Source organism: Streptomyces sp. NPDC005774, assembly GCF_042871645.1.
Lineage (GTDB): Bacteria > Actinomycetota > Actinomycetes > Streptomycetales > Streptomycetaceae > Streptomyces > Streptomyces pratens.
This window is the reverse complement of sequence record NZ_JBIAIV010000013.1, coordinates 64,889-87,491: the sequence shown is the minus strand read 5'-3', so window position 1 is coordinate 87,491 and position 22,603 is coordinate 64,889. Positions and strand designations below refer to the sequence as shown.

General features: G+C 68.6%; 11 protein-coding genes. 4 read left to right on the top strand and 7 right to left on the bottom strand.

Features of this window, described 5'->3' with window-relative positions:
- Positions 1 to 46 precede the first annotated feature (46 nt).
- On the bottom strand, positions 47 to 1,552 hold the full coding sequence (ngcE, locus tag ACFYQA_RS14870; protein WP_388916699.1) for an N-acetylglucosamine/diacetylchitobiose ABC transporter substrate-binding protein: 1,506 nt from the start codon (positions 1,550 to 1,552) through the stop codon (positions 47 to 49).
- A gap of 33 nt (positions 1,553 to 1,585) precedes the next feature.
- On the opposite strand from ngcE, the gene ACFYQA_RS14865 reads away from it, so the two are divergent.
- A complete protein-coding gene (locus ACFYQA_RS14865; RefSeq protein ID WP_388916696.1) occupies positions 1,586 to 1,741 on the top strand; it encodes a hypothetical protein in 156 nt (51 codons plus the stop codon).
- 283 nt (positions 1,742 to 2,024) lie between these two features.
- Positions 2,025 to 5,822: a GH92 family glycosyl hydrolase gene (locus ACFYQA_RS14860; protein WP_388916693.1), complete on the top strand. Its 3,798-nt coding sequence runs from the start codon at positions 2,025 to 2,027 to the stop codon at positions 5,820 to 5,822.
- A 130-nt stretch (positions 5,823 to 5,952) separates the two neighbouring features.
- Here the strand turns inward: ACFYQA_RS14860 and ACFYQA_RS14855 are convergent, their stop codons facing one another.
- From ACFYQA_RS14855 to acnA, 4 genes are all read right to left on the bottom strand, one after another.
- Entirely contained in the window at positions 5,953 to 7,041 is a 1,089-nt protein-coding gene (locus ACFYQA_RS14855; protein ID WP_388916691.1) for a lytic polysaccharide monooxygenase, read from the bottom strand.
- Positions 7,042 to 7,303: 262 nt separating this feature from the next.
- Positions 7,304 to 8,875 carry a caspase family protein gene (locus ACFYQA_RS14850; RefSeq protein ID WP_388916688.1) on the bottom strand — a complete coding sequence of 524 codons (1,572 nt, stop codon included), beginning with the start codon at positions 8,873 to 8,875 and terminating at the stop codon, positions 7,304 to 7,306.
- A 14-nt stretch (positions 8,876 to 8,889) separates the two neighbouring features.
- The gene (locus ACFYQA_RS14845; protein WP_388916686.1) at positions 8,890 to 9,336 is read right to left on the bottom strand and encodes a hypothetical protein; all 447 of its coding nucleotides are present in this window, start codon (positions 9,334 to 9,336) and stop codon (positions 8,890 to 8,892) included.
- Between the two features lie 189 nt (positions 9,337 to 9,525).
- On the bottom strand, positions 9,526 to 12,249 hold the full coding sequence (gene acnA / locus ACFYQA_RS14840; protein ID WP_388916683.1) for an aconitate hydratase AcnA: 2,724 nt from the start codon (positions 12,247 to 12,249) through the stop codon (positions 9,526 to 9,528).
- Positions 12,250 to 12,704: 455 nt separating this feature from the next.
- Here acnA and ACFYQA_RS14835 point away from each other — a divergent pair, with 455 nt between their 5' ends.
- The gene (locus ACFYQA_RS14835; protein WP_388916680.1) at positions 12,705 to 12,905 is read left to right on the top strand and encodes a DUF4236 domain-containing protein; all 201 of its coding nucleotides are present in this window, start codon (positions 12,705 to 12,707) and stop codon (positions 12,903 to 12,905) included.
- An 81-nt stretch (positions 12,906 to 12,986) separates the two neighbouring features.
- Complete coding sequence (locus ACFYQA_RS14830; RefSeq protein WP_388916677.1) at positions 12,987 to 14,516, top strand: UDP-N-acetylglucosamine 1-carboxyvinyltransferase; 1,530 nt, start codon at positions 12,987 to 12,989, stop codon at positions 14,514 to 14,516.
- Positions 14,517 to 14,724: 208 nt separating this feature from the next.
- Here the strand turns inward: ACFYQA_RS14830 and ACFYQA_RS14825 are convergent, their stop codons facing one another.
- Both ACFYQA_RS14825 and ACFYQA_RS14820 read right to left on the bottom strand, forming a co-directional pair.
- Positions 14,725 to 15,552, bottom strand: coding sequence for a hypothetical protein (locus ACFYQA_RS14825; RefSeq protein ID WP_388916674.1), 828 nt, complete (start codon positions 15,550 to 15,552; stop codon positions 14,725 to 14,727).
- A gap of 78 nt (positions 15,553 to 15,630) precedes the next feature.
- On the bottom strand, positions 15,631 to 22,500 hold the full coding sequence (locus ACFYQA_RS14820; protein WP_388916671.1) for an RHS repeat domain-containing protein: 6,870 nt from the start codon (positions 22,498 to 22,500) through the stop codon (positions 15,631 to 15,633).
- Positions 22,501 to 22,603 lie beyond the last annotated feature (103 nt).

Below are 22,603 nucleotides of genomic sequence, written 5' to 3'. Positions count from 1 at the left end.
TGGTGACGGTAGCTCACCGATTGCTCATTGGTTGCTCATTGGCCGCTCACTGGTGCTTGTAGTGCTTGATCGACGAGTCCTTGGCCGTCTCGTCGGCGAAGGCCTGGATCTTCTTGATGGTCTCGGCCGGGGTCGCGCGGCCGGCCATCATCTCGCCGAGGCCGGAGACGCCGATCTTCTCCTTCTGGAGCTGCACGTACCAGTCCTGGAGACGCGGGTTCACCACGTTCTCCCCGGCCACGTCCAGCGCTGCGACACCGGACTTCAGGCCCGGGGTCAGCTCGATGCCGTCGGTGCCGCCGTTGTACGCGGTCAGTGACTTCACCTTGCCGGTGAAGTTCTTCGAGGACGCCTCGCTCAGCATGACGCGCAGCTGCTCCATGCCGCCGGCGGTGTTCGCCGCCTTGGCGGGGACGACGAAGGGCTCGCCGCCGGAGGCCCAGATGGTGCCGAAGGGCAGCTTGTCGGAGGAGTCCAGGCCGGTGGGCGCGGAGACGGCGAGGTCGAAGTCGTCGGGCATGACGTTCGCCGACTCGTTCTCCACCCAGGAGCCGTTCGGGATGAACAGCGCGTCGCCCTTGGCCCAGGCGGTCTGGGACTGGATGTGGTCCAGGCCCGGGGTGCCCTCGAGGACGTAGCCCTTCTGCTGGAGCTCGTAGTAGGCCTCGAAGCACGCCTTGACGGCGGGGTGCTTCCAGGCGTTCGGCTCCAGGTTGTCGATGGCGTCGAGCACCTCGCGCCCGCCGACCTTGCCGATCATCGGGTACAGCGAGAAGGGGAGGTAGTACGGGTACTTGCCGGCGTAGGTCCAGCCGGCCATGCCCTTCTTCTTGGCCTTCGCGCAGACCGCGAGCATCTGGTCCCAGGTCTCGGGGTACTGCTCGTCGAGCGAGTCCAGCGCCTTCTGCGAGTACCAGACGCCGTAGACCGTGTAGGCGTAGTAGAGGATCCAGACCTGCTCGCCGTCGAACTGGCCCATCTCGACGATGCCGGGCCGCAGCGTGTCGCGGACCTTGGTGCCCGGGTCGTCGTAGGAGGGGGCGTCCAGCAGCGGGGTGAGGTCGGCGAGCTGCTTCTTGCCGACCAGGGTGCCCATGTCCATCTGCTCGGCGCCGGAGTTGTCGATGAGGTCGGGCGGAGTGCCCTGGTTGAAACGCGGCTGCAGGGTGGACTGGATCTTCTGGGTGGCGGAGAATTTCACCTTCGCCCCGGGGAAGGCCTTTTCGTACACCTTGACGGCGTCCTCGGCGTACTCCTTGCCGAAACCGCCGTCGAACAGGACGAATTCCAGCTTCGCGGTGTCATTGACGCCGAGCGGGTTCTTCGCGGTCTTCTTGCCCGCCTCGGCCTTCTCCTGGTCGTCCCCGCCGCCGCTGGCGCACGCGGACAGAAAGCTCATCGTGGGGACGGAGATCAGGCCGAGTGCCGCGGACCGCTTGATCAGGTCGCGGCGGCCCACTCCGGTGGTGCCGTGGCCGGTTCGGTCACGGGTGCCGTGCTCGCGAATGCCGTGCTCGCGGGTGCCGTCGTACTCGGCGGAGTTGGATCCCATGCTCAAGTCCTCGCCTTCTCCAGGACTCAGGCGGTGAACCGGATCCTTCCCGGCACCGCGTTCGGGTCGCGCTGGGTCGTGCAGGAAGTGCTGGAAGTGCAGGAAGTGCCGGAAGTGCTGGAAGTGCGGCTGGTGCCGGCGGCACCAGTGGTACGGGACGTGGCGGCGTTCGCTGCCCGGGAGCCGTGAAGATGCCCCGGAGTGCCGACAGGTATAGTCCACTTCCCGCCACCGGAGCAAGATCGAACACAAGGTTCGCCGCGGGTCTTTTCCGAGTTGAGACCTGGCGGAAATATGAGCGGTCGGCGCGTTCCGCAACGGAAGAACCCTTGCCTCCGAACCCGAACACCGCATTCAACACCCTTGACACCGTGCGCCACTTGACCCACTACTGGTGCTTGCTCAGCAATTCTGACAACGTTGTCCAAGTCAGGGAGGGTGCTCGCGCATGCACCACGGAGTTCGGCACAGAATGCGGCACAGATGGGGCCCGGCGGTCGTCGCGACGACCGCCTTTGCCGTGGCGGCGGCCTCCCCGGGCGTCGCGGTCGCGCTGCCCGGGGCACCCGCGAAGGCGGACCAGGAGTTCACTTCGTCGTTCGAGGCCGGGGAACCCGCCCCCGACTGGCTGAACACCGTCGACACCACGCGGGGCGGCAAGAAGCGCGCCTCGGGTGTCGACGGCGGCTACAGCAGCGGCATACCGGGCAACGTCACCGACCATGTCACGGACGTGCGCGCCAGTTCGGAGAACGCGGGCGCCGGGGAGGTGAAGGAGAACCTCGTTGACGGTGAGCCCAGTAGCAAGTGGCTGGCCTTCACGTCCACCGGCTGGGCCGAGTTCGACCTGGACGCACCGGTCGAGGTGGTCCGGTACGCGCTCACCTCGGCCAACGACTTCGCCCCGCGCGACCCGCGGGACTGGACCCTGAAGGGTTCGGCCGACGGGAAGAACTGGACGACCCTCGACACCCGTTCGGGCGAGACCTTCGCGGAGCGGTTCCAGACCAAGGTCTACGACCTGGACGCATCGGCCGTCGCCGGGTACCGGCACTTCCGGCTGGAGATCACCAGGAACGGCGGGGCGGACGCCCTCCAGCTCGCCGACGTCCAGTTCTCCACCGGCGACACCGAGGAGCCCACCCCGCAGGACATGCTCTCGCTGGTCGACCGCGGGCCGAGCGGTTCCCCGACGGCGAAGTCGGGTGCCGGATTCACCGGAAAGCGTGCGCTGCGCTACGCCGGACGGCACACGGCCGACGGGCACGCCTACTCGTACAACAAGGTCTTCGACGTCCATGTGAAGGTCGACCGCCGTACGGAGCTGTCGTACAAGATCTTCCCGTCGATGGCGGACGGCGACCTCGACTACGACGCCACGAACGTCTCCGTCGACCTGGCCTTCACCGACGGCACCCACCTGAGCGAACTGCGCGCCACCGATCAGCACGGCTTCCCGCTCACCCCGCGGGGACAGGGCGACGCCAAGGTGCTGTACGTCAACCAGTGGAACAGCGTCGCGTCGGGGATCGGCTCGGTCGCGGCCGGCAAGACCGTCGACCGGATCCTGGTCGCGTACGACTCCCCCAAGGGCCCGGCGAAGTTCCGGGGCTGGCTGGACGACGTGTCGTTGAAGCAGGTGAAGCCCGAGCGGCCGAAGGCCCACCTGTCCGACTACGCGGTGACGACCCGGGGCACCAACTCCAGCGGCGGTTTCTCGCGCGGCAACAACTTCCCGGCGACCGCCGTGCCGCACGGCTTCAACTTCTGGACGCCGGTGACCAACGCCGGTTCCCTGAGCTGGCTGTACGACTACGCGCGCGGCAACAACGCGGACAACCTGCCGACGATCCAGGCGTTCAGCGCGAGCCATGAGCCGAGCCCCTGGATGGGCGACCGGCAGACCTTCCAGGTACTGCCGTCCGCCGCCTCCGGCACCCCCGAACCGGGCCGTGAGGAACGGGAGCTGGCCTTCCGGCACGAGAACGAGACCGCGCGGCCGTACTACTACGGGGTACGGTTCGAGAACGGCCAGAAGGCGGAGATCGCGCCGACGGACCACGCGGCGGTCATGCGCTTCACCTACCCGGGTGACGACGCGAGTGTCCTGTTCGACAATGTCACCGACCAGGCCGGCCTGACCCTCGACGAGGAGAACGGCACCTTCAACGGCTACTCGGACGTGAAGTCCGGGCTGTCCGCGGGCGCCACCCGGCTGTTCGTGCACGGCGAGTTCGACAAGCCGGTGACGGACGGCTCCGTCGAGGGCGTCAAGGGCCATCTGCGGTTCGACGCGGGCAAGGACCGGACGGTCACCCTGCGCCTGGCCACCTCGCTGATCAGCGTCGACCAGGCGAAGGACAACCTGCGCCAGGAGATCCCCGCGGGCCGGTCCTTCGATTCGGTCAAGCAGAGCGCCCAGCGGCAGTGGGACAAGCTGCTCGGCAAGGTCGAGGTCGAGGGCGCCACGCCGGACCAGCTGACCACGCTCTACTCGAGCCTCTACCGGCTGTACCTGTACCCGAACTCGGGCTTCGAGAAGGTCGACGGGAAGCACAAGTACGCCTCCCCCTTCTCGAAGATGCCGGGCCCGGACACCCCGACGCACACCGGCGCGAAGATCGTCGACGGCAAGGTGTACGTCAACAACGGCTTCTGGGACACCTACCGGACCACCTGGCCGGCGTACTCCTTCCTGACCCCCTCCAAGGCGGGTGAGCTGGTCGACGGGTTCGTGCAGCACTACAAGGACGGCGGCTGGACCTCCCGCTGGTCCTCCCCCGGCTACGCCGACCTGATGACCGGCACCTCCTCGGACGTCGCGTTCGCCGACGCGTACGTCAAGGGCGTGGACTTCGACGCGGAGGCGGCGTACGACGCGGCCGTGAAGAACGCCACCGTCGTGCCCCCGTCGTCGGGCGTCGGCCGCAAGGGCATGGCGACCTCGCCGTTCCTCGGCTACACCGGCACCGAGACGCACGAGGGCCTGTCGTGGGCCCTGGAGGGCTACCTCAACGACTACGGCATCGCGCAGATGGGCGAGGCCCTCCACAAGAAGACCGGCGACAAGCGCTACAAGGAGGAGTCCGCCTACTTCCTCGACCGGGCCCAGGAGTACGTCAACCTGTTCGACTCCGAGGCCGGGTTCTTCCAGGGGAAGAACACGAAGGGCGACTGGCGCGTCGAGTCCTCGAAGTACGACCCGCGGGTGTGGGGATACGACTACACCGAGACGAACGGCTGGGGCTATGCCTTCACCGCCCCGCAGGACAGCCGGGGCCTCGCCAATCTGTACGGCGGGCGCGACGGTCTCGGCGACAAGCTCGACGAGTACCTCGCCACCCCGGAGACGGCCTCCCCGGAGTTCAAGGGCTCCTACGGCGGTGTCATCCACGAGATGACCGAGGCGCGGGACGTCCGGATGGGCATGTACGGGCACTCCAACCAGGTGGCCCACCACGCCCTGTACATGTACGACGCGGCCGGGCAGCCCTGGAAGACCCAGAAGAACGTCCGTGAGGTGCTGTCGCGGCTCTACACCGGCAGCGAGATCGGGCAGGGCTACCACGGGGACGAGGACAACGGCGAGCAGTCGGCCTGGTACCTGTTCTCCTCCCTCGGCTTCTACCCGCTGGTGATGGGAAGCGGCGAGTACGCCGTCGGCTCCCCGCTGTTCAAGAAGGTGACCGTGCACCTGGAGAACGGCCGCGAACTGGTCGTCAAGGCGCCGAAGAACAGCGCGAAGAACGTGTACGTACAAGGGTTGAAGGTCAACGGCAAGCGCTGGAACTCCACCTCGCTCCCCCACTCGGTGGTCGCGAGGGGCGGAGTCCTGGAGTTCGACATGGGCCCGCGGCCGTCGTCGTGGGGCACCGGCAAGAAGGCGGCCCCCCCGTCGATCACCCAGGACAACGCGGTGCCCACGCCCCGTGAGGACGTGCTGAAGGGCAAGGGCGACCTGTTCGACAACTCCTCGGCGACCGGCGCCACGGTGTCCACCGTCGACCTGCCCGTGGAGGGGGACGTGAAGGCGGTCCAGTACACGCTGACGTCCTCGGACCACGCCAAGGCTCCCACGGGCTGGACCCTCCAGGGATCGGCCGACGGCACGAGTTGGAAGACCCTCGACAAGCGGGCGGACGACGCCGACGCCTTCCGCTGGGACCGGCAGACCCGGGCCTTCTCGGTGGACAAGCCGGGGAAGTACGGCCACTACCGGCTGGTCCTCAGCGGTGAGGCGACGCTGACGGAGGTGGAACTGCTGAGCTGAGCCGGCCTCGCGTCGGGAGGCGGGTCCGGGCCTTGGTGGCCCGGACCCGCTTCGTCGTGTCGGCGGTACGTCGTGTCATCGGCACGTCGTGTCATCGGCACGTCGTGTCACCGCCGCGCACGGGGCTGGTTCAGCCGACCCGGCAGGGCAGGCTCGTCGCACTGTCACCGCCGGAGCCGGAGACGACGTAGCCGAAGGTGGCGCTCTGTCCCGGATTCAGCGCGCCGTTGTAGTCGGCGTTGTGGACCATGACAGCCTGGCCCTGGTAGGTGGCGTTGCCGCTCCACAGACTGTCGACCCGCTGGCCGGCCGGGAGGGTCCAGTCGACCATCCAGCCGAGCATGGGAATGTCACCGCTGTTGGTGACGGTCACCTGGGACTGGTAGCCGCCGTTCCAGCTGCCCGTCGTGGAGCGGGTGGCGGTGCACTGGCCGGGAACGGGCTCGGTCGGGGGGTTGCCGGGCTCCTTGATGCCGGTCACCTCGCCGTTTCCGCCGTCGAAGACGACGTCGGAGCAGGAGTAGAAGGTCTCCGCGCTGTCCGAGCGCTGCCAGACCATGTAGACGATGTGGCGGCCCGACTTGCCCTGCGGAAGTTTCCCGGTCCAGGAGTAGTTGGCGTCGACGGTGCCCGGGGACCCGTTGAGCGACGGGTGGTCGACGGAGAGGAAGGGCTGCTTCTCCATGTCGGCCCAGGTGAGGGTCCGGGTCGGGTCGAAGCCGTCCTTGGTGATGTACACATAGAACCAACCCGGGTGCGCGGCCCAGGCGTTGTAGGAGAAGTCGACGGTCGCACCCGAGGTGAGGTGGGTGAGCGGCCAGTCGTCGCGCGGCTGGTTGAAGCCGGTGAAGCTGGTGTTGCCGCCACTGCACAACTGCCCGTCCGGCACGAAGCCGTCGGTACGGCCGGCGCCGTCGGAACGCAGTACGGAGAACCAGTTGTAGAACGGCGTGGTGCCGCTGACCTGTGCGGCGGCCTTGCACGCCGGGTTGACCGGCTTGATCTCACCGGTGTCGGTCAGCCCGTCCTGCCAGCACAGGAAGGTCCGGCTGGCGGGCTTCATCGGCGTCCCGTGCGCCTCCGCCTCGCCGCCCGCGCTCATGACCAGGCCGATGGCCGGGATGGTGGCGAGCAGGGAGACGAGGACCAGGAAGATGGCCCGGGTGCGGGTGGGGAGTGTGGGCCGGGGAGCGGTGCCGCCCCTCGCCCTTGTTCTCATTATTGTCGGGATCATGACACACCTGTCCGTCGCTGCGGGTGGGGCGCTGCGGGTCACGGGTCGTGCGCACACATGCGTGCACATGCGTGCACATGCGTGCACGTGTGGGGCCGAGCGAGACGGGAGCATCCTTGCGGCGGGTTCCGGTCCGACGAAGAATGGGAGCGCTCCCATCTCACTCGTACGGGGAAGGTAGCGCCGGAGGCTCCGCTTGTAAACGGGTGACGCAACAGGGGCGGCACGGGGGGCGGTTACGAGCCGTTCAGGACGGCTCGTCGAGGAGCCGTTCGACGGCGGCGGCCGCTTGCACCCCTTCGAAGAGCCTGACCACGCTCGCCAGCACGCAGTCCCCGTACGGGGCGTTCAGCGCCGCCCGGACGATCACCACCACGTCGTCGCGGAGCCGCGTCCCGCGCAGGTCGACCGGGCGGTCCAGCAGCTCCCCCAGGAGGGACGCGAACTGTTCCCGGCCCTGAGGGTCCGCCATGCACGACAGCGTGCTCAATTCTCCGGTGAGGCGCAGGAACAGGGTCACCTTCCGGGAACGGCGCGGGGAGCCGGAACGAGGAGGCGGGGGTGGGACCGGAGCCCGGTTCTCCGGCCGGCCCGGAGGCAGCGGGTACCGCGGGGCGGAGACGGAGGCGGCCCTGCCTCCCTGGCCCAGCTGTCGCTCCAGCTCGACGGCCACGCCCTGCCCTTCGAAGAGCTCCACCGTCCACAGCAGCGCACGCACCCCGCCGTTCTGCTTCACCGCGGCCCGCGCCATCGTCGCCACGTCCTCCCGCAGCCGGACGCCTCGCAGGTCGACGCGGCGACTCAGCTCCTCCCCCAGCACCATCGCGAACTCCGCCCGGCTCCGGGCGTCCTCCATGCACGCCAGTCCGCTCAGCGACTCGGCGATCAGCACCAGCGCGGAGAGCCGTGTGGAGGGAAGGCCGTCACCCGGCGGAGACACCGGGGGCGACAGGAGCGACGGAGTCACCAGGGTCACCGGCTCGTGTCCCGGCTCGTGTCCCGGCTCCTGACCGTGCCCCTGTTTCTGCTCCTGCTCCTGCTCCTGCTCCTGCCGCTGCCGCTGCCGCTGCCGCTGCCCGCGCACCGAACGCGCGACCACCACCCGGTGCTCCAGCTCGGCCCACATCTGAGGGCGTTGGGTGACCTGGGCCGCCTGCAGTTCGTCGTACACGTAGTCGTAGAGCTCATGGACGCCGATCACCCCGTCCCCGTCGCGGTCCGCCTCGCCCGAACGCAGGCCCTTGATGACGGCTCCGGTGAACCGGGAGGGCTGCGGCTCCAGTTCGTCGAGCCGATCGCCCTCCCAGGCGTACTCGGTGCGGTTGGTCGCGGTGAGCACCGCCCTGCCGTGTCCGGCGAGTTCGTCCCTGAGGTGCACCACGGTGTCGCCCTTGCTGCCCCGCAGGAAGGCGCCGCTGTAGCAGCAGTCCAGGAGCAGGACGATGGACCGTGCCCGGCACTGGCGCATCTGGGTGTGCAGGAACGCGGCGGGGACGGAGGTGGAGGCGAGCAGCCTGTGGTCGGTGTCGGTGGTGGCGAAGTGCAGTTCGCCGTTGTCGTTCTTGACGCCGTGGCAGGAGAGGTGGAGCAGGAGGACGTCGTCGCGGCGGCGGTCGAGGAAGAAGCGTTCGATGGCTTGGGTCACCTCGTGGTGCCGGCCGTCGACGACCCTGCCGACCTCGAAGTCGCCGATCCGCGGGTCCTCGAGCACCTCGGCCAGGCCGTGCGCATCGCGCACGGGCGAACGGAGCTGTCGCAGCGCCTGGTTGTCGTAGCGGCCGGTGGCGATGAGCAGGGCGAAGCGGCGGCCTGTGGACATGGTCGCCCCCCTCCTCAGCCCTCCGGCCCGGCGTCAAGGGCGGCGGAGCTGTCGTCCGCGTCCCGGCCGCCGTCCTCCCGCGTCGTCGCCGCTCGGGTGGCCAGGAAGGCCTCGATGAGGCGCCGCTGGTCTGCGGCGGAGACGGCCTCCAGCTCCAGACTGTCTTCGCCCAATGCGATGCTGACGGTGCGCACCGGCCGGTTCTCGATCCAGGTCTGTACGAGGCCCAGCACCGAGCGGAGCGCGATGGGGGCCAGGGTCACCGCGAGTGCGCCGACGGCGATCGCGTCCACCGGTTTGGCACCGGCGGGGACGGGGCCGGTGCGGACCGGTTCGACCCGGTCGACGTCCAGTTCGAGCAGGCGCTCGCGCAGGTGCCGGGTCAGTTCGTCGAGCTCTTCCTGGTCACTGTCCGGTCCTCCGGTCAGTACGAGTTGCATGCGCTCACTGCCGCGGCTCACCGCTACCCCCGTCACCTGGTGATGCTCCAGCGTACAACGGGGCCGGGATGTGGCCGGGGTGAGGAAAGGACGTGGACGGGAGCGGGGCAGGAGTGGGGCAACGGCGAGGGCCGCACCCCGGCGGACGGGATGCGGCCCTCAACTGCCCTGCGGTAACTGCCTGCGGTACCGCTTACTTACTGATCAAGGTCACTTGCTGATCAGGCTGCGCAGCACGTACTGCAGGATGCCGCCGTTGCGGTAGTAGTCCGCCTCGCCGGGGGTGTCGATGCGGACGACCGCGTCGAACTCGACGCCTGTGTCGGTGGTGACCTTCACCGTGCTCGGGATGGTGCCGTTGTTCAGCTCGGTGACGCCGGAGAAGGAGAAGGTCTCCTCGCCCGTGAGACCGAGGGTCTCGGCGGTGTGGCCCTCCGGGAACTGGAGCGGCAGGACGCCCATGCCGATGAGGTTCGAGCGGTGGATGCGCTCGTACGACTCGGCGATGACGGCCTTGACACCGAGGAGCGCGGTGCCCTTGGCGGCCCAGTCGCGGGACGAGCCGGAGCCGTACTCCTTGCCCGCCAGGACGACCAGCGGGATGCCCTGGTCGATGTAGTTGCGCGAGGCGTCGTAGATGAAGGAGACGGGGGCGTCGTCCTTCGTGAAGTCGCGCGTGTAGCCGCCCTCGGTGCCCGGCGCGATCTGGTTGCGCAGGCGGATGTTGGCGAACGTGCCGCGGATCATGACCTCGTGGTTGCCGCGGCGGGAGCCGTAGCTGTTGAAGTCGCGGCGCTCGACGCCGTGCTCCGTGAGGTACTTGCCGGCCGGGGTGTCGGCCTTGATGGCACCGGCCGGGGAGATGTGGTCGGTGGTGACCGAGTCGCCCAGCTTGGCGAGGACGCGGGCGCCGGAGATGTCCTCGACCGGGGCCGGGTCCATGCCCATGCCCTCGAAGTACGGGGGCTTGCGGACGTAGGTGGACTCGCTGTCCCACTCGAAGGTGTTGCCGGTCGGGATCGGCAGCGCCTGCCACTGGGCGTCACCGGCGAAGACGTCGGCGTAGGACTTGGTGAACATGTCCTCGCCGATGGTGTTGGCGACGACGTCGTTGACCTCGGCCTCGGTCGGCCAGATGTCCTTCAGGAAGACCGGGTTGCCGTCCTGGTCCAGGCCGAGGGACTCGCGGGTGATGTCCACCTTCATCGAACCGGCGAGGGCGTAGGCCACGACCAGCGGCGGGGACGCCAGGTAGTTCATCTTGACGTCGGGGTTGATCCGGCCCTCGAAGTTGCGGTTGCCGGAGAGGACCGAGGTGACGGCGAGGTCGTGCTCGTTGACGGCCTGGGAGACCTCGTCCGGCAGCGGGCCGGAGTTGCCGATGCAGGTGGTGCAGCCGTAGCCGACCAGGTTGAAGCCGACCTTGTCGAGGTACGGGGTCAGGCCCGCCTTGTCGAAGTAGTCGGTGACGACCTTGGAGCCCGGGGCGAGGGTGGTCTTGACCCACGGCTTGCGGGTCAGGCCCTTCTCGACCGCCTTCTTCGCCACCAGGGCGGCGGCGACCATGACGTAAGGGTTGGAGGTGTTGGTGCAGGAGGTGATCGCGGCGACGGTGACGTGGCCGTGGTCGAGCTCGTACTCCGTGCCGTCGGCGGCGGTGACCTTCACCTTGTGGCTGGGGGCGCCGTTGGAGATGGCCGGCGAGTCGGAGGCCGGGAAGGACTCCTTGCTGGCCTCGTCGACGTCGCCGCCGTCCTTGACGTAGTTGCGTACGTCCTGGGCGAACTGGGCCTTGGCGTCGGCGAGGACGATGCGGTCCTGCGGGCGCTTCGGGCCGGCGATGGAGGGCACGACGGTGGCCATGTCCAGCTCGAGCTTCTCGGAGAAGTCCGGCTCGGCCTTCGGGTCCAGCCAGAGGCCCTGCTCCTTGGCGTACGCCTCGACGAGCGCGACCTGCTGGTCGCTGCGGCCGGTCAGGCGCATGTAGTTCAGCGTCTCGCCGTCGATCGGGAAGATCGCGGCGGTGGAGCCGAACTCCGGCGACATGTTGCCGATGGTGGCGCGGTTGGCCAGGCTCGTCGCGGCGACGCCCTCGCCGTAGAACTCGACGAACTTGCCGACGACGCCGTGCTTGCGCAGCATCTCGGTGATGGTCAGCACCAGGTCGGTGGCGGTGGTGCCGGGCCGCAGCTCGCCGGTCAGCTTGAAGCCGACGACGCGCGGGATCAGCATGGAGACCGGCTGGCCGAGCATGGCGGCCTCGGCCTCGATGCCGCCGACGCCCCAGCCGAGGACGCCGAGGCCGTTGACCATGGTGGTGTGCGAGTCGGTGCCGACCAGGGTGTCGGGGTAGGCCTTGCCGTCACGGGTCATGACGACGCGGGCCAGGTGCTCGATGTTCACCTGGTGGACGATGCCGGTGCCGGGCGGGACGACCTTGAACTCGTCGAAGGCGGTCTGGCCCCAGCGCAGGAACTGGTAGCGCTCCTTGTTGCGGCCGTACTCCAGGTCGACGTTCTGCTTGAAGGCGTCGTTGGTGCCGAACTTGTCGGCGATGACGGAGTGGTCGATGACCAGTTCGGCCGGCGCCAGCGGGTTGATCTTCGCCGGGTCACCGCCCAGCTCCTTGACGGCCTCGCGCATGGTGGCGAGGTCCACGACGCAGGGGACACCGGTGAAGTCCTGCATGATCACACGGGCCGGGGTGAACTGGATCTCCTCCGACGGCTGGGCCTGGGAGTCCCAGGAGCCGAGCGCGCGAATGTGGTCGGCGGTGATGTTCGCGCCGTCCTCGGTACGGAGCAGGTTCTCCAGCAGCACCTTCAGGCTGTAGGGAAGGCGCGCGGCGCCCTCGACCTTGTCCAGCCGGAAGATCTCGTACGACTCGTCGCCCACCTGCAGCGTGCTGCGGGCGTCGAAGCTGTTCGCCGACACGACAGTCTCCTTCATTGATGTGCGCGTACCACCACACCGCAAACCCTTTGCGGCTACCGCCGCGTGGCGCCGCCACTGCGCCTGGACCAATCCGCTAAGGCAAGGCTAAGTTAGGCATCCCTTACCGGATCGTGGCGGCTGCGGTGCACCTCGGCAGATATCTCGATGTCGAGATAACTCTAATACACAGCGGCCGAATGGTCATGCGCGGGCCCGCCCGAGGACGCCCGCGTGCCAGGATTCCGAACCCATGCCCCTTCCGGGTACCCCGCCCGCCACGGACACACCACCCCGAACAACCTGGCCCCGACCTTCCCCCTCCCGGCCCTCTCCCGCCCCCGTCGCCCGTCATTACCGGACCCGGACGGGGTATGCGCACCGGGACGGCGTCATGAACCGACGCCATGAACCCGACGCCATGAACCCGAGTCATGAACTCGGAGAGGGAGGCAGGAATGCCGCTCACGTTCCGCAAGAGCTTCAGGATCTTTCCGGGGGTGCGACTGAACATCAACAAGCGCTCCTGGTCCATCACCACCGGCGGCGGGCGCGGCCCGCGGCACACCACGAGCAGTACGGGGCGTCGTACGACATCGATGGATTTGCCCGGACCTTTCGGATGGCGGAGCACGCGCAGCACCCGGCGCGACAGGTGACACTGACTCCACATCACCCGAACGGCCCACCCAAAAGGCCCCTGGGGGGCGCCATCTCATATCTGAGATAGCCTCAATCTCATGTCAGACGACTACCTCGTACGCATCGGTAAGCTCATCCGTGACGCCCGGCAACACCGCGGCTGGACACAGGCACAGCTGGCGGAGGCGCTCGCCACCAGCCAGAGTGCCGTCAACCGCATCGAACGCGGCAACCAGAACATCAGCCTTGAGATGATCGCCCGCATCGGTGAGGCGCTCGACAGCGAGATCGTCTCTCTCGGCTACGCCGGCCCCATGCACCTGCGGGTCGTCGGCGGCCGCCGCCTCTCGGGCGCCATCGATGTGAAGACGAGCAAGAACGCGTGCGTGGCACTGCTGTGCGCCTCGCTGCTCAACAAGGGCCGCACGGTGCTGCGCCGCGTCGCCCGCATCGAGGAGGTGTACCGCCTCCTGGAGGTGCTGGGCTCGATCGGCGTCCGCACCCGGTGGATCAACGAGGGCGTCGACCTGGAGATCGTGCCGCCCGCCACGCTGGACCTCGAATCCATCGACGCGGACGCGGCCCGCCGCACCCGCTCCATCATCATGTTCCTCGGCCCGCTGCTGCACCGCACGGACCGCTTCATGCTGCCGTACGCCGGCGGCTGCGACCTCGGTACGCGCACCGTCGAGCCGCACATGATCGCGCTGCGCCGGTTCGGCCTGGAAATCGCCGCGACGGAGGGCCAGTACCACGCGGTGGTGGATCGTTCGGTCAGCCCCGACCGCCCGATCGTGCTGACCGAACGCGGGGACACGGTCACCGAGAACGCGCTGCTGGCCGCGGCCCGGCACGACGGCGCCACCGTCATCCGCAACGCCTCGTCCAACTACATGGTCCAGGACCTGTGCTTCTTCCTGGAGGCCCTGGGCGTCAAGGTCGAGGGCATCGGCACCACCACGCTCACCGTGCACGGCAGGCACACCATCGACGTCGATGTGGACTACTTCCCCTCCGAGGACCCGGTCGAGGCGATGAGCCTGCTCGCCGCGGCCGTCGTCACGGGGTCCGAGCTGACGGTGCGCCGGGTGCCGATCGAGTTCCTGGAGATCGAGCTCGCGGTCCTGGAGGAGATGGGCCTCGACCACGACCGCACCCCCGAGTACGTCGCGGACAACGGCCGCACCCGGCTGGTCGACCTCACCGTCCGGCCCTCCAAGCTGGAGGCGCCGATCGACAAGATCCACCCGATGCCGTTCCCCGGCCTGAACATCGACAACGTCCCGTTCTTCGCGGCGATCGCGGCGGTGGCACAGGGCCAGACCCTGATCCACGACTGGGTCTACGACAACCGCGCCATCTACCTGACCGACCTCAACCGCCTCGGCGGACGCCTCCAACTCCTGGACCCCCACCGCGTCCTGGTCGAGGGCCCCACCCGCTGGCGCGCCGCCGAAATGATGTGCCCCCCGGCCCTGCGCCCCGCCGTGGTCGTCCTCCTGGCGATGATGGCCGCCGAGGGCACGTCCGTCCTCCGCAACGTCTACGTCATCAACCGTGGTTACGAGGACCTGGCCGAACGCCTCAACTCGGTCGGAGCGCAGATCGAGATCTTCCGGGACATCTGAAAGCCTTCAGAAACAACACCGCTATACCCCTCCTGACCTGTATGAATGCGAGGCGGGAGGGGACGCGTTGGCGCCTCTGGGACTTTCCTGGGACATGTGGCCGGGACCGAGGAATACCTCTCGTGACCGAACCGAGGACTACCTCTCGTGACCGATTCGACGCCCTTGCCCGGTGGAGAGCTTCGTCGACCACGCCGCCGGGGACGCGTCACCCGCTGAAGCGGGACGCGTCCGCGGGGAAGTACCGCAACTCCGGATGGGCGGGGTCGAACTGCGGCATCCCGGGCGGCAGGACGGGGTGCAGGGCCTCGAAGACGCTGCGCACGGCGTTGTCGGTGTACGCCGCCGCAGTCTCGGTCGCCTGGAGGACGACGCCGCCCGCCGAAAGCGGGACGACCCGGTGGAACGCCCCGGTCGCGGCCAGGGCCTCGGGGCCGCCCAGCCTCACGGACAACTCCTCGGGGCACACCGTGGTCCAGGAGTAGCCCCGCAGCATGTTCCTGGCCTCACGCACCGAGGCCCGCACCCGCCGGTTGAGCACCCAGTCGAGGTTGGTCTCCTCCGAGGCGGGCGCGTCGGCACCCAGCCAGGCGAAGGCAGGGTTCACACCGTCCAGCGCGGCGACGAGGAACTCCACCGCACCGGCGCAGAACCGGGCATCGTCGAGGCCACCGCAGTCCGCGCCGAACAGCATCTGTGCCTCGGCATTCGGGCGGCGGACCCTGATGGTCGAGCTGCGTACATGAACGAGCGGCTTCCCCAAGTACTCACGCATGTAGAGCACATGCGCGGTCTCCGGCTCGCGCAGCAGCTCCTGGCGCATGGCCTCCCACCCCGTGGCCAAGGGATGGAACTCCCGGCGCGGAGCCCGTTCGGTGGCCCGTGTACTCGCCGAGAAGAAGGCGGTGCCCTGGTGCTCCTGCTCCATCCGGCCGCGCAGGGGTCCGGCGAGAGCCGCGCCGAACCAGGAGGCGAGCCCGTGGCCGACCCCGCCGCCGGTGCTGACATCGAACGTTGCAATGGCCCGCAGGCTCACGCCGCGCGCTCCTTTCCCGGACAGTCTTCCGCACAGCGTAACCACCGGCCGGGTCGGCCCGGCCGGTGGTGTGCCGCGCTATGCCGCGAGCTCGTAAAGCGTCACGCCCCCGACGGTCACCGAGGTGCCCACGGCCACCCCGCCACCACCGCCCGTTGCCCCGAACAGGACGAGCGGAGCGCCGACAGCGACCAGTGCCCTGCCCCACTCCGAGCTCCACCAGGGCTGACCGGGTACGGGAGGATTCGCCATGCCGGTGGCCGACGGCTTGGGCTCGGAACCCGACTGCGCCGACGAGCGTGAGGTCGTCGAGGCATCCGGGGCCGGGCCGGGTCCCGGCGCGGGCGACGGAGTTCTCTTGCGCTTGGGATCGACTCCGTAGTAGCGCATACCTTCGTAGGCGGTGTCCTTGTCGCTCCAGACAGTGCCCGTGCGGTCCTTACCGAAGGCGAACTTCGCCGTGGCGAGTGCGGGTCCTCTGGCGACTCTGCGAGTGTCGCCCTTCGAGTCCAGGTGGTCCTCCAGCTTGTCGACGTAACGCGTGAGCTGGTCGGGGCCGTCCTCATAGGCGTACTTGTGTTTCTTCGCCGCCGCCTGGTCACCTGGCTTCGGCTTCTTGGAGGCCGTGGGCTTCACTTCCCAGACGTACACGGTGCCGTTGGACCAGAAGATCACATCGGCTCTGCCGTCCGCCCCGGATCCGTCGGCCTTGGCGCCGGGGATCTCGTTGGCCGCGTGACCCCCGCGCCCGACATCGACGGTGACGAACCCCTCGACCCCGTACTTCTTCGCCCACGACGCGGCGGCGAAGCCGGTGGCGCAGACGGCGGCGTCGTGGGCCGTGGTCTGCCGGGACAGGCAGTTGCCGAGGTTGGTCTTCCCTTCGTTGCGCTGAACAGCGGGCGCGCCGCCGCCACCGCTCTGCTCGGTGCCACCGCCGCCGCCACCACCGCCACCACCGCCACCACCGCCCGACCCCTGGTTGCCCAGCCATGCGCAGTAGCAGAAGAGCAGTCCGGTGGGGTCGCTCTTGCTGACCGGGCTGCTGTTCCCGTAGGCGTATCCGTTCATCTGCAGCGGATCGGCCAGATCGGTGATCGGGTCGGCGGACAGGAAGCGGCCGGCGTTCTGGTCGTACTCGCGCGCACCGATGTGCGTCAGCCCTGTCGCCGAGTCGTCGATGCCGACGCCGAGGTAGCCGCGCTTGTTGGGCCAACTCGTCGGCTTCGGGCCGCGGGACTCGCCGTACGGCTTGAACTCGCGCCGGGTGACCGGCTGGGTGCCGGACAGTTCGACCGACGTGCCGGCGGTGCCGAGGTGGTCGGCGATCAGGACATGGAGCCTGTGACCGGTGGTGGCGCCGTTGGTCGCGGTGCGGACGACGGTCGGCGCTCCGGGATGCGCGTAGGACCGGGAAGCGCGCGTGATCTTTCCGGTGGCGTCGGTGGTCAGTTCGGTCTCGTCGAGATGGAGCGTCGCCCCGGTCGGCGAGTGTTCCAGCAGACGATTTCCCGCCGCGTCGTAGATGTACGACGTCTTGTTGCCGTCGTCGGTCAGGGACTCCAGCTTGTTGTCGGGCGACCATTTCAGCGACTGGGTCGTCGCCGGCAGGTCACGGACCTCGGTGTTCCCGGTGGCGTCGTAGCTGTAGGAACTACTCTGGCCGGAGGGCGTGGACCCGATCCAGGACAGTGTGTGCGGCTGGGTGGTGACCGTCTCGGCCGGCCCGGTGCCCGTGACCGTCTTCCCGTAGCCGTAGACGAAGTCGACGTTCTTCGTCGCGTCGGCCGTGTTGTGCTCCGTCATCATGGCGCGGTTGCCGAGCCAGTCGAAGGTGAACGACTGGCGGTACGTCGTGGCGCCGGTCGACACCGTGTCCGCGGCGGGCGCCGCGGCGGCCAGGCCGGCCACGAGCGCCGGATCGGGCGCGTCGGCGTCGGACTCCGCATCGGGGGCATCGGCGATCGGGCCGGAGGAGGGGGCGGCGTCGGCGCGGTGTCCCCACGTGGCACCGCTCGCCGCCTTGCACCCGGTGCCGTTCCCGGTGGGTGCGATGCTGGACGTCCAGGCATGCACCAGTTCGCCCAGCGCGTCGTAGGTGAAGCACTGGTTGTCCCAGACGGGTCCGGTCGCGCTACTGAGCTTTCGGGCGTTGGAGGTGATGGTGCCGGAAGCGTCGTACGAGTAATAGCTGTCGTTGATGGCGTGCGGGGATGCGGTCTCCCGGTCGGTGACCGTGCGCTGGAGGCGCCCGGTGTGCGCATCGACGAAGTTGGTCGTCCAGACCCGGTAGGGCTGTGCCCCGGAGACCGTGCGCAGGATCTCGCCGTAGGGTGAGTAAGTGGCGTCGGCGGTGTACCAGGAGAGCCCGGAGGTGGACTCGGCCAGTCCGTCGTCGTTGTAGCGCGTGATGACCTTCTCGGTCGCGAGTCCGCCCTTGGCCGGCATCGTCACCGTCAGCGGGCGCCCGGTGGGGCTGTAACTGTATGTGTAGCCGTACGTGCCGGAGACACCGGTGGTCATCGAGTTCGCGGGGATCACGGTCTCCCGCCCGGTGGGCCGGTATCCGGCGTCGTAGCCCGTGACCCTCGTGATGTAGTCGCCGGAGGTGTCGTGCCGGATGGCCGCGACCGGCTGTCCCAGCGCGCCAGGCAGCGTGTCGAAGGTGAACTCCTTGACCGGCGCGGCGGTCGGCGAGCCCTCGCGGACCGCGGTCGCCCGGCCCAGGACGTCGTAGTCCGTGTAGACCGACTGCTCACGCGCGTTGGTGACCTTGACCGGACGGTCGGCGTCGTCGTACTCGGTCCTGGTGGTGCCGGTGTCCGGGTCGGTCGCGGCGGTGACGCGGCCCCGGACGTCGTAGGTGTACGACCAGACGTTGCCGGCCGGGTCGGTGACCTTCTCACGGTTGCCGCGCTTGTCGTAGGCGTACGACGTGACGCGTCGACCGCTGTTGTCCGCGTTCGTGTAGTGCTGTACGGAGGTGACACGGCCCAGGGCGTCGGTGAAGGACTTGCTCGACGGGGCCGTGGAGCCGGGCGGGTCGACGAACGTGCTCGTGTCGGTGTAATAGGTGTAGGCCGCGTACTTGAAGTGCTGGCCGTGGTAGGTGGAGAGCCGGACCTGACGGCCGAGGCCGTCGTAGCGGCTCTTGGTCCAGTTCGGGATCAGTGTGTTCGACTTGGGCTCGAAGAGCTCGCCGGCCGGTTGCCCCTTGGCGAGGTAGCCTCCCGTCTTCTCGTACAGCAGACCTTGGTCGTTGTAGGTGGTGTCGACGATGACGCGACCGGCCCCGTGGGCCTCGGACTGGCTCTGGACGTCGCGCATCAGGCCGTCGTAGATCGTGACCTGTGTGGCGTACGAGCCGTCGTCCTTGAGGGTCTTCATCGTGACCGCGGCAGGGCGGGTCCTGTCGGGCGTCGCGACGGCTGCCTGATAGCTGAACTGAACGTCCGGCGCAGGCGCCGTCGACCGTGCCGCCGACCATCCCTTGACCAGTCGGCCGAGACCGTCGTACTCGGTGCGCGAGACGCGTCCGTTGGGGTCCGTAACGGTGAGCCCGAGCCCGCGGCCCGGATCGAACGTCGTGGTGGTGGCATGGCCCTTGGCGTTGATCACCTTGGTGGAGGTGACCGGCCCTCCGGTGTCACTGGGGGTGTACTGGGTCTCGGTGGTTCCCGTGCCCGGCTTGGTGACGGTACGTACGCGACCCAGGGGGTCGTATGAAGTGCTGGTGACGACGGAGTGGGCGGTGCCGGCGCCGTTGATCTCGGCAACGCTCGTGGCGAGACCCCTCGTCGGAGTGGCCCCGTACGCCAGATTGTCGTAGGAGATGCGCCGTGAGCCCTTCAGCTCGGTGGCCGGGTCCGCGGTGTCGAAGTCCGCGCACCGAGTGGCCGTGCTGCGCTGCTCCTTGGGAAGACCGATCAACCAGTCCGCGGTGTTGTGCACATAACTCGTCCGGCTGCAGCGGTATTGGGACAGGCTCTCGCCGGTTCCGTTCGGCTTGACGACCATGCTCTCGACCTGGACGGGCAGACCATGGGCGGTGTCGACCTCGGTCAGCGTGCGTACGGCCTGCCAGCTGGTGTCGACCGTCTGGATGGCGTCAATGCGCTTGATGCCGCCGCGGTGGGAGAGCAGTGGGGCGAGCGTGGTGCCGTCCTCCCCTTCGCGAGGGCGCGACGCGGTCTGCTGGGACCAGGGGTAGTTCAGGATGCGTTTGACGACCCGGCCGTCGGAACTGGCGTACGTGATGTTCTCGGCGGTCATGCCGGCGTACTGGCGGGCGTCGTCCGCGACCAGGGTGTGGGTGCCGGTCGAGTCCTTCACCGCGCCGCCCACGCCCTGGAAGTAGCGCGTCACGCCGTACGACTGGGACTGCTGTTCCCCTATCTGTGAGGAGGATTTGCTGCCCCGGGTGACGGACACCTGCCGGTAGCCGCGCCAGTCGCTGTGGGTGCGCAGGGCCGCACGCGTGAATTCGTCGTCGCTTTTGGACCAGGCCGGGCCTGTGTACGCGTACTTCGTGTGGATGGGCTTGCCGTGCGAGGTGACGTTGTCGGTCTCGGTGACCGAGGCGACGACGTACTTGTTGAACCACGCCTTGGCGGGCGTCCTCTCCTCGCCGTCCGGGGACCAGCGCAGCGGGAAGCAGGTGGTGTTGTCCCTGCCCTTGTCCTGGGGCGGTTCGACGGCGCATCCACCGGTGTACTCGACCTCGATGTGACCGCCGTACTCGGTGGCGACGGTACCGATGCGTGGCCTGGTGAAGCCGGGGCGCTGGTCGCCGCTGCCGGTCGGGACGAGATTGGGAAGCTGACGGTCCTTCAGGCGGTTGCGCAGCGGCGAGGAGGAGCCGACGGTGTAGTGGGCGAAGCTGACGCCGTCCTTGGACTGGACGGTGCCGGTGCTGTCCCCGGGCCCGTATCCGGTGCGGGTGATGGAGTTGAGCCACAGACCCGGCGAGGTGTCGTACCAGTCCTCGGGAAACGACTGGTGCAGGGTGTAGGTGTCGACCTTCTGGAGTGTGATCGACCCGGGACGCTGGGCGTAGGTGGTGACGGCGGACAGCCGCAGCCGGGTCCAGAAGGACGGGAAGGCGGGGCAGAGCTTGGAGGTGGCCTTGCAGTTGAGGTTGCCGGGGCTGTCCCACCAGGGCCGGTAGGCGCCGGGGTCGCCGGTCTTGTCGAAGTTGCCACCGTCGCAGATCGTGGCCGATGCCAGACACCGCTGGGCGGCCACCAGGTCGACGCGGGCCGAGGGCTTCGTCAGGTCCTGCTCGCGCATGCCGTACTCGATGGAGTCCGGGTAGGCCGCACGGTCGTAGGCCTCCGGCGTCTTGAACTTCTTTCGCACCGCGTAGTGGTTCACGGACTGGTGCCAGTCGACGACCATCACGTTGCCGTGTACGTCGACGACCTTGTCCAGCCCCCAGCGCCAGGCCTGCTGCTTGCCCACGCCACAGCGCGAGTCCGCATAGGCGGCTGCGTGGCAGGGCTCGCCGGGGTGGTTACCGAAGACGGGCACCGTGGAAACGGAGTCGGTGTCGGCGTGACCTCCGCCGACCTTGTTCAGGCCGAAGTGGTACATGGTGCCGTCGGGGGTGGTGACGACCCAGTACTCGCCGTTGTTGTCGCCGTTGGAGCCGCCCACCCGGTGTTCGACGCGGGTCCCGTCGTCTCGCATGGGCCGGTAGATCTCGGTGGCGCTCTCAGGGTTGCTCCCTGCGACCCTCACCAGCTCGGTGGTGCTGCCGGCCAGCGACATCACCGCGTTGTACGACACCCAGCACAGGTCGGGCGTCTTGTTCTTGGAGGCCGTGTTGTTGGGTGTGCCGGCCTCGAGCGTCTTTCGGTCGTCCTCACAGTTGCGGTAGCGGCGTTCGATGTGCCCGGGGTCGTAGTCCCATCCCTCCCCGATCCAGGACGCCTGCGGCGACGATACCGCCGTGCGTCCGTCCACGCTCTGAGAGTTGTAGTTGAAGACGATCTGGGGAGCCGGCCCGGCCGGGGTCGGTGGCATCACGAGCGGATACGACCAGGTGAAGGCACCGGAGGAACCTCCGGCCTCCCACTTGCCGTTGGATGCGAGGGGCGTGGCCTTGAACGAGCCGCCCGCACCGCTGCCGGAGTCGATGGCTCCGACCACCGCGCTGTCCCCTGCCGCGGCCTGGGTCGTCGAGGTGCGATAGGCCGCTTGCACCACCGACGGTCCGGTGCGCTGTGCCGGCGCGGCGGTACTGGAGGCCGGGGTGACAGTTCCGTCAGCAGCCGTGTCGACGGTCGCGGTGATGGACTCACTCGTGGTGTCGTTCTCGGTCTCCAGCTCGACGTACTGCTGGCACGCCTCGTCGTCCGGCGTCGCCAGGTAGCACTCGGGGAACTGCACGAACCGCAGGCGGGATGCCCAGTCGGCACCGTAGAGGTTCTTGAACTTGGAGTAGTCCAGCTTCACCGAGACGGGGACGGAGCCGCTCTGCGGTGCCCGCACGGTGACCACGGCACCGTCCACGCCCTGCGCCACGGAGGCGGTGCGGTCGGTGACGGACACCTGCCATGTCCCCGTCGGCGACGGCTGGTTCGGTGCCTGGCCGAGACTGACCGGCAGGTCGCCCACCGGCGTGAGCGCCACGGGCTCGGCGTCGGCAGGGGCCGTGCGGGCCGACGCGGGGGTCGCATCGGAGCCGAAGGTGACCGTGCCGGAGTCCGCGGGAGGCACGGCGGTCGTGCCGGCGGGGGCCTGCTCCTGATCCTCGGGTACATCGACCTTCAGGGATTCGAGGCTCTTGTCGAAGACCTCACCGGTGACCGGAGAATCCTTCTCCAAGGGCTCCAGCGTCAAAGTCTCGCGGCCCTTCTCCGCAGTTGCCGGGTCGGGCGGGAGCGCCAACGACTGGGTGGGCAGCAGCCCGACCAGCAGCGCTGCCCCCACGGCGGGTACGAGCATGAGCCGCATTCTGAGAACGCGGGCACGGCAGAGTCGGCTGAACAAGACGAGGTCCCCCGGACCACTCGGAGCGGGACCGAAGCGGACCTCGCGTGATGGCGTG

Coding starts and splice junctions, on each gene's coding strand:
- ngcE (WP_388916699.1), bottom strand. CDS start 1,552: ATGGGATCCAACTCCGCCGAGTACGACGGCACCCGCGAGCACGGCATT.
- ACFYQA_RS14860 (WP_388916693.1), top strand. CDS start 2,025: ATGCGGCACAGATGGGGCCCGGCGGTCGTCGCGACGACCGCCTTTGCC.
- ACFYQA_RS14855 (WP_388916691.1), bottom strand. CDS start 7,041: ATGAGAACAAGGGCGAGGGGCGGCACCGCTCCCCGGCCCACACTCCCC.
- ACFYQA_RS14850 (WP_388916688.1), bottom strand. CDS start 8,875: ATGTCCACAGGCCGCCGCTTCGCCCTGCTCATCGCCACCGGCCGCTAC.
- ACFYQA_RS14835 (WP_388916680.1), top strand. CDS start 12,705: ATGCCGCTCACGTTCCGCAAGAGCTTCAGGATCTTTCCGGGGGTGCGA.
- ACFYQA_RS14830 (WP_388916677.1), top strand. CDS start 12,987: ATGTCAGACGACTACCTCGTACGCATCGGTAAGCTCATCCGTGACGCC.
- ACFYQA_RS14820 (WP_388916671.1), bottom strand. CDS start 22,500: ATGCTCGTACCCGCCGTGGGGGCAGCGCTGCTGGTCGGGCTGCTGCCC.